Source organism: Tissierella sp. P1 (assembly GCF_002266425.1).
Lineage (GTDB): Bacteria > Bacillota > Clostridia > Tissierellales > Tissierellaceae > Tissierella > Tissierella carlieri.
Map to the genome: position 1 here is coordinate 14,742 of NZ_NPMN01000043.1, position 12,404 is coordinate 27,145.

Genomic DNA, 12,404 nt, shown 5'->3' on the forward strand with positions numbered 1-12,404 from the left:
ACAATTCACATTGCACAATTAGCAATTAAAAGACTGGAATTTGAATTATTAACTAATGCGAAGAAATAATAGTATGGTTGTAACTTACACGTTAGCGAGATAGGTGGATTATAGTTTATTTGAATGTTAAGAATTAATTATGTAGAAGAGAGTAAATTCTCTTGATTTTAGAAAGGTGAAATTTATGAAGGAAGTAAAAAAATATTTTGCAGGAGAATATGATGTTATAGTAGTAGGTGCCGGACATGCAGGTGTTGAAGCTGCTTTAGCAAGTAGTAGAATGGGTATTAATACTATGATAATGACAATGAGCTTAGATTCTATCGTAGCTTTATCTTGTAATCCCAATATAGGTGGTACAGGAAAGGGACATTTGGTAAGAGAAATAGATGCCCTTGGCGGTGAAATGGCATTAAATATAGATAAATCATTTATTCAATCGAGAATGTTAAATACTTCTAAGGGACCAGCTGTTCATTCTCTAAGAGTTCAAGCCGATAAAAAAATGTATCATACTGAAATGAAGAAAGTATTAGAAGATGAACCAAATTTGATTCTAAGACAAGGAGAAATAATAGATATATTATTAGAAGGTAATAAGGTAAAAGGAGTTTTAACTAGAACAGGTGCTATTTATAATTGTAAGGCTGTAATTTTAGCAACAGGTACCTATCTAAAGGGAAGAATATTCATGGGAGAAGTCAATTATGAATCAGGACCAGATGGAATGTTTCCTTCTATACTTTTATCAGATGCACTGAAGGAGAAGGGATTCAATCTAAGAAGAATGAAGACTGGTACACCTGCTAGAGTTCATAGAGATAGTATAGATTATTCAAAGATGGAGATTCAGCCTGGAGATAAGGAAGTTATACCTTTTTCCTTCTTAAATATGGATAAGTTATTTGATAAAGAACAAGTTCCTTGTTATTTAACATATACTACTGAAAAGATGCATGAAATTATAAGGAATAATTTACATCGTTCACCCATGTATGCAGGTGATATTGATGGGGTAGGGCCTAGATATTGCCCATCTATTGAAGATAAAGTTGTAAGGTTTTCTGATAAAAATAAACATCAAGTATTTATAGAACCAGAAGGTTTATCTACTAAGGAAATGTATGTACAAGGTGTTAGTTCTACATTACCAGAGGAAGTACAATTAGAGATGTATAAGGAAATTATAGGGCTTGAAAATGTGAGATTTATGAGATCTGCATATGCTATCGAATATGATTCAATAGATCCTACAATATTGAAAAGGACATTAGAGCATAAAGAAATAAATAATCTTTTCTTTGCAGGTCAAATAAATGGTTCATCAGGATATGAAGAGGCTGCATCTCAAGGCTTAATCGCAGGAATAAATGCTGTTCTGAATATAAAAGGTGAAGAACCATTTATACTTGATAGATCAGAGGCATATATTGGAGTATTAATTGATGATTTAGTCACTAAGGGTACAGAGGAACCTTATAGAATGATGACATCAAGGGCTGAATACAGACTCACTCTAAGGCAAGATAATGCTGATTTGAGGCTTACAGAACGTGGATATAAAATAGGATTAGTAACAGAAGAAAGATATAGAAAGACTCTTGCAAAGAAAGAGTCTATAGAAAAAGAACTTGAGAGACTTAAAAGGGTGCAAATAAATCCAACAATAGAAAATAATAATATTATAGAGAGTCTAAACAGTACACCAATAAATACTCCTACAAATATTTATGAACTTATAAAAAGACCTGAATTAGGATATGATGTATTATCAGTTCTTGATCCAGATAGACCTGATTTATTGAGGGAAATTAGATTACAAGTAGAGACTCAAATTAAATACGAAGGTTATATAAAGAAACAAATGATACAAATAGATCAATTTAAAAAACTAGAAAATAAAAAATTAAGTCAAGATATTGATTATAATGAGATAAAGGGTTTAAGCAATGAAGCAAAACAAAAGCTAAATAATATAAAACCTGATTCTGTAGGACAAGCTTCTAGAATATCAGGTGTTTCACCTTCAGATATAAACGTATTATTAATTTATATGGAGCATAAAAGAAGAGAAGAAAGGGTAGGGATAGATGAGTAATATTGAAACCTTGATAGAGGGTTTAGGAGATTTAGGGATTGAGTTGAGTGTAAAACAGAAGGAACATTTCATTAAATATAAAGACTTATTAAAAGAATGGAATGAAAAAATAAATATAACTGCTATAACTGATGATAAAGAAATAGATATAAAGCATTTTTTAGACAGTTTAACGCCGATAATCACAAAATTGTTTGAGGGAAAAAAGAAGATAATAGATATAGGTACAGGTGGAGGATTTCCAGGCTTACCTCTTAAAATTTTCAATAATGAACTTCAAGTTACTCTACTGGATAGCCTAAATAAAAGAATTATTTTTTTAAATGAGGTTATTAAAGCCTTAGAGCTAAAGAATATAGATGCTATACATGGTAGAGCAGAAGAATTTGGTAGAACACCAAAATACAGAGAACAATATGATATTTGTATATCTAGAGCAGTAGCTTCTTTAGATACTCTTTCAGAATACTCTTTACCCTTTGTAAAAGTAGGAGGATACTTTATATCAATGAAAGGGTCAGAAGTAGACGAAGAACTTAAAGAAGCTGAAAAAGGAATAAAGCTTCTAGGTGGAAAAATTTTAAAGAAGGAAATTGTTAGGATTCCTAATTCTGACATAATACATTCTTTGATAATAATACACAAAATACAAGAAACTCCTACAAAATATCCTAGGGGAGGAGGGAAACCAAAGAAAAGTCCCTTATAATATAGGAGAATTTGTAGGAAAAAACTTGGGCAATAAAGAAGGAAATATTCTGCTCAATATAGAAATATATATTAAAGTCAATTGAGAAGAGGGATGCATATGAAAAATTTTCAACCGGAAATCAAATATATTCCTATATCTGATATTAAACCAAATCCATATCAACCTAGAAAAGATTTCAATCAAAGATCATTAGAAGAGTTAAGTCAATCGATAAAATCTTATGGAGTAATTCAGCCAATTAGTGTTAGACAGATAAAGGAAGATTCTTATGAGTTAATAGCTGGAGAAAGACGACTTAGAGCTTCGGAATTGGCTGAACTTCATGAGATACCAGCTATTATAGTAGATTATAGGGATAAAGAATCTGCCCTAATTGCATTAATGGAGAACTTACAAAGAGAAGATTTAAATTTTATTGAAGAAGCTGAAGGATATAATAATTTAATAGAAGACCATGGATTCACTCAACAAGAAATAGCTGAAAAAATGGGAAAAAATCAGTCAACAATTGCTAATAAATTAAGACTTCTAAAATTACCAGAGGATATTAAGAAAAATTTATTAGAATATAATCTTACAGAGAGACATGGAAGAGCATTATTAAAATTAGCTGACGATGATTTAAAAAGAAAAATTTTAGAAAAAGTAATAAAGAATGAGCTAAATGTAAATAAGACAGAGGAATTGGTTAATGATATATTAGATGATTTAACTAAGAGAGAGGATAATGAAGTAAAACAAAATATTAAGAGTATGATAAATATTAGAATTTATCTAAATACGATTAAAAAGGCTTTTTCTGCAATTAAAGATACTGGTGTTAAGGCTGAGTATAAAGAGGTAGATAAAGGTGATCATGTAGAAGTAGTTGTCAAAATACCAAAATAAAGTCAGGGATACTCCCTGACTTTTTACTATATATAATGAATGCAGTTAAAATTTAATTATAATTATTCAACACCTTTCTTTCTTCGGTAATGTTAATTAATTCAGACATTGTAACAAATTTATATCCTTCATCAATTAATTTAGGCAAAATTATTTTTAAGGCCTCTACAGTATGACTTTCCTCTTTATATACATAATCATGAAAAAGTATAATATCTCCATTTTGTGCCTTTGATAAAGTAGTGTTCACTATTGAATCTACTCCTGGATTGCTCCAATCCTTTGAATCTTGATAGAAAGTCCAAAGAACAATAGAGGTATTATCACTACTGACTATTTTAATTACTTCATCATTATAATTACCATAAGGAGGTCTAAAGACTTTAGGTTTTACATTACTTATGGAATAAATTATGTCTTGTGTTTTTTTAAACTCCTCCTTAATTACGTTTTTTGATGCTTTTTTCATGTTTACATGGGAATAGGAATGGTTACCGACTTCATGTCCTTCTGATATTTGCCTATTTATTATATCTGGATATAATTCAGCATGTATACCTAGAACGAAAAATGTTGCTTTAATATTATATTCCTTTAGTATATCAAGAATCTCAACAGTATATTTGGGATGAGGTCCATCGTCAAAACTTAAGGCTAAAATCTTTTCCTCTTTTGGTCCTTTTGATACGATTGCTGTCTGATTATTTGAAAATGTATATATAGCTTCGGGATATATGTCGTATATGGTTAATGACATCAATATAATAATTACAATCGTAAGATTTAATAGTTTGTTAAGGTCTTTTATTATCTTTCCCATTTAGATTCTCCCTGTATTTGAATTATTATTTCATATAAAATATATATATTCATATAGGCAAGTACATATTATAGAAATTCATCAATAAATAAAATAATGTTCCATGTGGAACATTATTTATTTATTGATGAATTAGAGGTACTGGGTTATGATGTTGTTAAAGGCTAGTAAATTATAAAATAAAGAAAATATTAGATTTATAAATAAGTTATCAGGATACACAAAAGTAGATGTAGTATATCAATGAATTTATTAATATCTTGGGGGTGTAATATGAATTGTCCATATTGCGGTAAAAAACTTATTTCCGGATTTATTTACGGAGGAGGGTATGGAGTACAGAAAGGAATAATATGGCTACCGGAAAATATAGAGCCGACCTTAGAAGCTTGGGTATTTGAATCAGAAAAATTAAATAAAAATAATCTTTTATCTGAAGCAAAGGTAAAAAGCTACAAATGTTCTAATTGTAGAAAAATAATTATAGATATTGATGATGAAAGTTGAGGACAGAAGATAATTTATAATAAATCTAGGAATTAGCTTCTAGAATAGTAATAGAATGTATTAGATTTATATAAATATCTAAATGTTGAAACTAGATTTCATAGGGGGAAACTATGATATAGGATTAGCAAAATTTGAAGATGAAAAGAAAATATCAATATTGATAGCAAGGTTTAGAGAAAAACTAAAGGAACTTAAGGAAATTAAATCATCTATTAATATTGAGCAAGGAAGAGAAGAGTTTGAAGAATATATGGAGGCAAAATATCCTGTATTTGTTGTAGAAGATGATAGGAAAGAGTTATTAGGATATTTAGTTTGTAGAATTGATGATAGCGTAGTGTGGGCTGAGTCTTTATTTGTTTCTCATGATTCAAGAAGAAGGGGATAGGCATCAAAGTTATATGAAAAAGCGGAAACTATTGCAAGAGAGCTAGGAGAAGACACAGTTTATAATTGGGTAAATCCTAATAATGATAAGATGATATCTTTTTTAGATAAGAGAAGATATAATGTTTTAAATCTAATAGAAATAAGGAAATCATGGAAGGATGAGGCCTTAATTCAAAAAATAAAGGTTGGTGACCATGAGTATAATTATTAGGTTTTTACATTTATATTATGAATTTATAAAATTACAGCAGAGAAAATAGAAGATATTAATAGGTATATGATATGGCTGATAAAGTATTAAGATATGAGGGGAGGACTATGGATAGGGAGAGACTTAGTGAAAATGTAAAAAAATTAATTGAAAAGAAAACTAAAGAGCAAGTAGATATAGAAATGACAAATCTATAATTCGTTAATGAAGGCTTTAGTAATGATATAGCTATGTTTAATCTTAAATATTATATAAATCAACTTGAATTCTCTAAGGATGTTGTTTTTAAGGATTATTCAAAGGTTTATAAAGGTAATAGTGGTGTTACAAAATATAAAAAAGAACTGGCTATATTTAAAAGTTATCTTAATAGCGATTATATAAATATTCCAGAAATATATTTTGAAGATGAAGAAAAGACTTTAATTATTATGGAAAAGATTGGGGGTGAAACTCTCGATAGAATCTACATAGATGATAAAGAACAATTTGAATATTTGATGAAAAAATTTGGAGATACACTTGGGTATATTCACTCCCTAGATATTAATCCAGTTAAAGAGGTAATTCCTGGTTACTACACAAGCCAAAAGAAGTATTTTAATGATTATATAGAATCACTAAAAAATAGAATAATAAATCTAGGGGAAATGGAATATTTAGAAATTCTTGATTCACTCTGTAGAAGATTTAAAGAGGTTAACTTTAATAATATTTGCCTTAATCATGGCGATTATCATTTTTGGAATGTTATATTTACTGATAAAAAACAGCTGTATATTTTGGATTGGGAAAAGTCAAAGATTGTTGATTGTCGATATGATATTGCAAATACATTAATTCTTTGTTATTCATTGGTATTGATTTAAAAGAATATATGTTAGAAGGTTATGTAAACGTTACTAGAAAGGACATTCAACAACTGGAATGTTTTGAGGCTCTATTGAGCTTTGACTCATTTACTGCTTGTGTTCCTTTTATTCAGGGCACAGATGATTCATATGTTAGAGATAAAACTTATATGTGGATTAAGCGACGCTATGACCTCTTTGTAGAAAATAATGGACGAAGAATAGAAAAAGCAGAAGAATATTTAAAGACTAAAGGTATTTTATAAGGTTTTTAAAGTTATGATCTATAAATAATTTCATTAGTAACTTATTGTCTTATCTGCAAGTAGAACTTGGAGAATTGTACGACGGGCTATCCAAAAATAATCACTTATAATAGTTTGCTTCATAATATAAAGTTCATTATTAAATTTTATATAAATATTATAAAAATATTTTTTAGTATTATCATATATTAATATTTTTAAATTATTTCCGATTTTGTTTTAACCAATGTCTAAAATTTACCAGATGGGCTATTAAAAACGAGGCTGTATTTTGAGATTTAAGAAACTTTTCAGAGGATGTCCATATAATAGGTATGATTAACAAGTATAACTTAAATTTGAGCCTATAGTGCTTTTCAATGGATTATTGAAATTATATAGTAAAAGGTTCTTAAATATTGTTGTTGAAGAGCTAATTATATTTAGTTATCATATTATTATGAAAACATTTACAAATAAAATTATGTAAAAAAAGTATCGATTATTTGGTAGTAATATATTTTTTAGGTTGTCACGGAGTAGAGTATGAATTTTTAGAACTATTAGTAAGACCAAGGGATATAACCAAATGGATATTATGTATCAATTAAAGTTATATGATGCTATAACAATTGGGCATTATCTTTAGTATTTTAAAAGTTATATTTTTTACGTAATAGATGCGAATACTATGATGAAAATGGTTTTGAAATAAGATTTTCAGCAAAATATATTTTACTAAAAAGAAAGTATATTTTACTAAAAAGAGTTAAATGGAAGAATTATTTACACAGATATATTTAAAGGGATATGTTAATTTATCGAAATAGTTCGTTAATGTAGAGAAGATAAATATCTTTTATCTTAATAGAACTGTCGTTAGCAATTAATCATATAAAATATTATTGAATAATAAGTCTAGAAAACATAAAAAATCAAAAATTAAAAAAATAAATCAATAAATGTTCCACGTGGAACATTTATTGATTTAAAAGATTTACTCTAATAAATCTTTCTTAAATTTTTCATAATCTTTTAATAGTGCTACTTTCTTCTTATCATTTACTATAAAGGTAGGTACACTATCTATTTCGTATACAGATGCTAAATATTTAGCTTCTTTCATCTTTTCATCAAAGCTGCCATTGTCAATACAATTATTCATTTCTACTATATTTAGTCCAGCTACTAATCCTATTTCATTAATTATTATAGGTTCTCCAACATTTTTACCATATTCAAAAATTGTTTTAAAAGCTTCTTTAGCAAACTCGTAATACTTGCCTTCTTCATGTGCATAAAGAGCTGCCTTATGCAATCTATGGGTGTTAAATTTTTTAATTTTACTATTATATATTAATCCATATTCTGAACCAAGTCTTTCAATTCTTCTGTAGCTCATATCTATTTGCTCTTGAGGAATATGATTAGTTAAATAAACTCCCTCTAAGGACAAGTCGGGATCTAATTCATAGGGTAACCATTCAATATTTATGTTAGGGGTTTCTTGTATCAGCTTATTAGCTATTGAAAATCCTATATAGCAGAAGGGGCAAGCAAAGTCCGAAAATACCTTTATATTAGTCATTGGATCACTCCTTATTTATATTTATTTATACTTAAATTAGATATACCCAAGAAGTAATATAACTAACAATTTAAAATCAATACAATAATCCTTATTATCAAATTACATTATCATTACAAATTACTTAATAATCACTAAACTAAATTTATTTATGATATGATTAAGATAGATTAGCTTAGCATAAAATGAGGTGAAGAAAATGAAGGATAATAAAAGCAATTTTTTTATAGCTTTTATTATAATATATATATTGTTCGGATTCTTTCCAGGTGTAAAGATAGACTATGTTTCGCCTATTAAATTTCTGATGTTTAGACCAATAGACTATTTAATAAGAAACTTCTTTCATCTTTGGAAGATTAAATTAATTGTTTCAATAGGAGCTGTTTTTATAAGTTATATAATTAAGGAGCAGAAAATTAAAAAGTATAATAGGGGAGATAGGTGAGCTAAATGAGCTTAAGACCTATCGAAAGATCAAAACCTAGATTAATAGCAGGAAAATGTTATTTTACTTCTAAAAGGTATCTTTATTGGATATTTGGAGGAGTGAAGTTTTATGATGTATGGTTCATTTTTAGAAGAAGGGAGATATAATAATTAATGTTCCATGTGGAACATTAATAAGCTATTTGTTATTATCTTAAAGGAAATTAATATTTATGAAGGAGTGAGAAAATTGATTCAGTATAAAACATACTCTTCAAATTTAAAATACTTAGAAATAGGACAAGGCTTCTTTGATGGATGGCCAAATCCACCTAGTGTAGAAAAACATAGAGAAATTTTAGAAGGTAGTTATAAATCTATAGTTGCTATAGATGAAAATAATATGATAATTGGTTTTATAAATGCTATTAGTGATGGAGTTTTATCTGCATATATTCCTCTTCTAGAGGTGTTGCCTCAATATAAGAATCAAGGTATAGGAACTGAATTAGTTAAAAGGATGTTAGAGGAACTAAATGATTTTTATATGATAGATTTACTATGCGATGAAGACTTACAATCATTTTATAAAAAACAAGGAATGTTTAAAGCTCAAGGAATGATGATTAGAAATTATAAATGTCAATCAGGTAAAGAAATAGAATAAATAGATACTTCTATAATCTATAATAAAGTCCTCATTTGTTTTTTATTTTTAAAAAGGATTTGACCTTAATGGATTTCAAAAAAAGGATTTAACTTTTTAATAGAAGATATTTTATATTTACTATGATATTAAATTTTAATTAGAAAATTATTTATGCAATGAGGTGCTAATATGATAACAAAACGGGAATTTAGAAAGTTAGGTCTCTCTGATTTAGATATTGTATTACAAATGGAAAAGGATTTTAGAAATGGATTTATTGATGGGGAAAATGCAAGACAATTTCTTTTAAATCCAAACAATTGGATTTTTGCGTGTGTTCAAGAAGGAAAAATAATTGGATTTGCATATGGATATGAGCTTAATCGACTTGATAGCAAAGGAAATATGCTATACATTCATGAAGTAGGCGTGCTCCCGGAGTATCAGAGGCAAGGCATTGGATTTCAGATGCTTACCGATATAAAGAATTTATGTAAGCTGATGGGTATTTGTAGATTTTTTTTATTTACACAAAAAAAACAATACTGGTGCCTGTGCATTGTATGAAAAATCTGGTGGTGAAAAAACAAGTGATGGAAAAGATAATGACGTAACATATTTCTTCAATAAGTTTGACTAGTTTTATTCTGAGGAGTGATATAATTGAAAAAAGTAAATGTTGTGTATTGCCTAATATACAATGAAGAAAGTAAACAGATACTTATGGTATATAATTGTGATAGTGATAGTTGGTCTATGCCTGGAGGTGCAGTAGAAAAAGATGAGACTTTAGAACAGGCTGTTATTAGGGAGGTACGTGAGGAAACAGGTCTTTTAGTAAAGATCAAAGATGTAGCTGCTGTAAACGAATGTTTTTTTGAAGAGGAAGATGAACATGTCGTTTTTATCACATTTAGAGGGGAAATTATTGGAGGAAATATTTCAATTGAAAATCCTCAAGAAATTTCTGAAATAGTTTGGGTAGATATTTGGAAAGCAGATGAGTTAATGCCGTACTATAAATTTGGTATTGAAGAACTAATTCATAAATCTGCTACATATTTCTATGAAAATTAGTTTTGCTATTCCTTTAATGTTCCACGTGGAACATTAAAGATTTCTTTCAAATATTAACATAATCTGATATCATATAAGTAATAAGATGAAACACAGGGTGGTGGTTTTTTGGGCAAAATTATATCCATATTCAATCAAAAAGGTGGTGTTGGAAAGACTACAACCACCATAAATTTAAGTGCAGGATTAGGAAGGTTAGGAAAGAAAGTTCTTTTGATTGATATTGATCCTCAAGGTAATTCAACCTCCGGACTAGGAGTGGAGAAAAATGATGGATATCCTATTATCTATGACGTATTGGCAAATAAAGTGGATTTGAAGGATGCTATTAGAGAAACTTCAGCAGAGGGTGTAAGCATAATTGGATCAAATAATGAATTAGCAGGCTTAGAAATAGAATTAGCTAGAGAAGGAAATTGGGAAAAGATACTAATAAGCAAATTAGAAAATGTTAAAGATAAATACGACTATATTTTCATAGATTGTCCTCCATCCTTAGGAATACTTTCTGTAATAGGATTAGTTGCTTCTGACAGTGTAATCATACCTATTCAGTGTGAGTACTATGCATTAGAAGGTGTAAGCCAATTATTTGAAACAATAAAACTTGTAAAGAAAGGATTGAATCCTAACCTAGAAATTGAAGGAGTTGTTCTTAGCATGTTTGATGGTAGGACAAACTTATCCATACAAGTAGTAGATGAAGTAAAAAGTTTTTTTAAAGGAAAGGTTTACGTAAGTCTTATTCCTAGAAATGTAAGATTAGCTGAAGCACCAAGCTATGGATTATCAATTATGGATTATGATTCTAAATCAAAGGGTGCAGAGGCATATATGGAGTTAGCTGAAGAGTTTTTAGAATTAGTTGAGGAGTGATAATATGAGTGTAAAAAAAAGAGGGTTGGGTAAAGGATTATCTGCTTTAATTTCTGAAGAAATAACAGTTGATGAAGGCAAACCGTCAAATGAGTTCGTTGAAAACATAGATATAAAATTGATTATACCTAATGAGAACCAACCGAGACAAGAATTCCACGAAGATGCACTATCAGATTTAACTAATTCCATAAAAATACATGGACTAATACAACCAATTATAGTTAGGAAGGTAAAAAATAAATATGAAATAATAGCAGGGGAGAGACGTCTAAGAGCCTGTAAGGCGGCTGGACTAGAGGAAGTTCCTTGTATTATAAAAGATGTAAATACAGAGATGTCAGCAAAATTTGCTTTGATTGAAAATATTCAAAGAGAAGATCTAAATCCTATAGAAGAAGCTTTAGCATATAAGAAATTAATGAAAGATTATAATCTAACTCAAGAAGAATTAGCAAATGAGGTAGGAAAATCTAGATCATATATAGCAAATACAGTTAGACTTTTAAATTTAGAAGATGAAATTATAGACTATATAGCTAAAGGAGAGTTAACATCTGGTCACGGTAAAGTTCTATTAGGTATTAAAGATAAACAACAACAATTATTGGCTGCAAAAAAAATAATAGATAATAATTTAAATGTCAGACAGACAGAGGAAATGACTAACAAAAAAACTATAGCAACTAAAAGTACCAATAGTAAAGAAAATAGAGATCCTCATATAATGGATTTAGAAGAAAATTTAATGAGAACATTAGGCACAAAGGTTAATTTGATACAAGGAAATAAAAAAGGAAAAATTGAAATAGAATATTATGGATATGAAGATTTGGAGAGAATCATAGAAGTTTTAACTAAGTAAGCATATATTTTATTTAGAAAGATTGAAAGGAGAAATATATGGAATTAAATATATATCAAGTAGATGCTTTTTCTGATAAGGCTTTTGGAGGAAATCCAGCTGGAGTAGTTTTAGATGCTAAGTATCTAACCGAGGATATAATGCAAAATATTGCCAAGGAAATGAACTTATCTGAGACTGCCAAGGCATCACAGG

16 protein-coding genes are annotated in these 12,404 nt (G+C 28.6%); 14 read left to right on the plus strand and 2 right to left on the minus strand.

Annotated elements, in window-relative coordinates:
* The first annotated feature begins 184 nt into the window (after positions 1-184).
* From mnmG to noc, 3 genes are all read left to right on the plus strand, one after another.
* Entirely contained in the window at positions 185-2,098 is a 1,914-nt protein-coding gene (gene mnmG, locus CIW83_RS20090; protein WP_094904228.1) for a tRNA uridine-5-carboxymethylaminomethyl(34) synthesis enzyme MnmG, read from the plus strand.
* Complete coding sequence (gene rsmG / locus CIW83_RS20095; RefSeq protein WP_094904229.1) at positions 2,091-2,807, plus strand: 16S rRNA (guanine(527)-N(7))-methyltransferase RsmG; 717 nt, start codon at positions 2,091-2,093, stop codon at positions 2,805-2,807. The genes mnmG and rsmG overlap by 8 nt, the downstream gene beginning before the upstream one ends.
* Before the next feature lie 99 nt (positions 2,808-2,906).
* Positions 2,907-3,698 (plus strand): nucleoid occlusion protein, encoded by a 792-nt coding sequence (noc, locus tag CIW83_RS20100; RefSeq protein WP_094904230.1) that lies wholly within the window; start codon positions 2,907-2,909, stop codon positions 3,696-3,698.
* 52 nt (positions 3,699-3,750) lie between these two features.
* On the opposite strand, the gene CIW83_RS20105 is transcribed toward noc, so the two are convergent.
* Positions 3,751-4,518, minus strand: coding sequence for a polysaccharide deacetylase family protein (locus CIW83_RS20105; protein ID WP_235601429.1), 768 nt, complete (start codon positions 4,516-4,518; stop codon positions 3,751-3,753).
* Between the two features lie 273 nt (positions 4,519-4,791).
* Here CIW83_RS20105 and CIW83_RS20110 point away from each other — a divergent pair, with 273 nt between their 5' ends.
* The 4 genes from CIW83_RS20110 (at position 4,792) to CIW83_RS22400 (ending at position 6,746) form a co-directional block, all read left to right on the plus strand.
* Positions 4,792-5,025: a PF20097 family protein gene (locus CIW83_RS20110; protein ID WP_094904231.1), complete on the plus strand. Its 234-nt coding sequence runs from the start codon at positions 4,792-4,794 to the stop codon at positions 5,023-5,025.
* An 82-nt stretch (positions 5,026-5,107) separates the two neighbouring features.
* The gene (locus CIW83_RS23395) at positions 5,108-5,416 is read left to right on the plus strand and encodes a GNAT family N-acetyltransferase (RefSeq protein WP_201260067.1); all 309 of its coding nucleotides are present in this window, start codon (positions 5,108-5,110) and stop codon (positions 5,414-5,416) included.
* Positions 5,417-5,859: 443 nt separating this feature from the next.
* Positions 5,860-6,498, plus strand: coding sequence for an aminoglycoside phosphotransferase family protein (locus CIW83_RS20120; protein WP_094904232.1), 639 nt, complete (start codon positions 5,860-5,862; stop codon positions 6,496-6,498).
* 74 nt (positions 6,499-6,572) lie between these two features.
* Positions 6,573-6,746: a hypothetical protein gene (locus CIW83_RS22400; RefSeq protein ID WP_158220188.1), complete on the plus strand. Its 174-nt coding sequence runs from the start codon at positions 6,573-6,575 to the stop codon at positions 6,744-6,746.
* Positions 6,747-7,722: 976 nt separating this feature from the next.
* On the opposite strand, the gene CIW83_RS20130 is transcribed toward CIW83_RS22400, so the two are convergent.
* Positions 7,723-8,313 (minus strand): DsbA family protein, encoded by a 591-nt coding sequence (locus CIW83_RS20130; RefSeq protein ID WP_094904234.1) that lies wholly within the window; start codon positions 8,311-8,313, stop codon positions 7,723-7,725.
* A gap of 199 nt (positions 8,314-8,512) precedes the next feature.
* Between CIW83_RS20130 and CIW83_RS20135 the strand changes: the two genes are divergently transcribed.
* The 7 genes from CIW83_RS20135 to CIW83_RS20165 form a co-directional block, all read left to right on the plus strand.
* The gene (locus CIW83_RS20135; RefSeq protein WP_094904235.1) at positions 8,513-8,761 is read left to right on the plus strand and encodes a hypothetical protein; all 249 of its coding nucleotides are present in this window, start codon (positions 8,513-8,515) and stop codon (positions 8,759-8,761) included.
* 231 nt (positions 8,762-8,992) lie between these two features.
* Positions 8,993-9,409 (plus strand): GNAT family N-acetyltransferase, encoded by a 417-nt coding sequence (locus CIW83_RS20140; RefSeq protein WP_201260068.1) that lies wholly within the window; start codon positions 8,993-8,995, stop codon positions 9,407-9,409.
* Between the two features lie 171 nt (positions 9,410-9,580).
* Complete coding sequence (locus CIW83_RS20145; protein ID WP_094904237.1) at positions 9,581-9,958, plus strand: GNAT family N-acetyltransferase; 378 nt, start codon at positions 9,581-9,583, stop codon at positions 9,956-9,958.
* A gap of 96 nt (positions 9,959-10,054) precedes the next feature.
* Positions 10,055-10,468, plus strand: coding sequence for an NUDIX hydrolase (locus tag CIW83_RS20150; RefSeq protein WP_094904238.1), 414 nt, complete (start codon positions 10,055-10,057; stop codon positions 10,466-10,468).
* 108 nt (positions 10,469-10,576) lie between these two features.
* Positions 10,577-11,344 (plus strand): ParA family protein, encoded by a 768-nt coding sequence (locus tag CIW83_RS20155; RefSeq protein ID WP_094904239.1) that lies wholly within the window; start codon positions 10,577-10,579, stop codon positions 11,342-11,344.
* Positions 11,345-11,348: 4 nt separating this feature from the next.
* A complete protein-coding gene (locus tag CIW83_RS20160) occupies positions 11,349-12,209 on the plus strand; it encodes a ParB/RepB/Spo0J family partition protein (RefSeq protein ID WP_094904240.1) in 861 nt (286 codons plus the stop codon).
* Positions 12,210-12,247: 38 nt separating this feature from the next.
* On the plus strand, positions 12,248-12,404 hold a 157-nt coding region (locus CIW83_RS20165; protein ID WP_143598605.1), incomplete at its 3' end, for a PhzF family phenazine biosynthesis protein.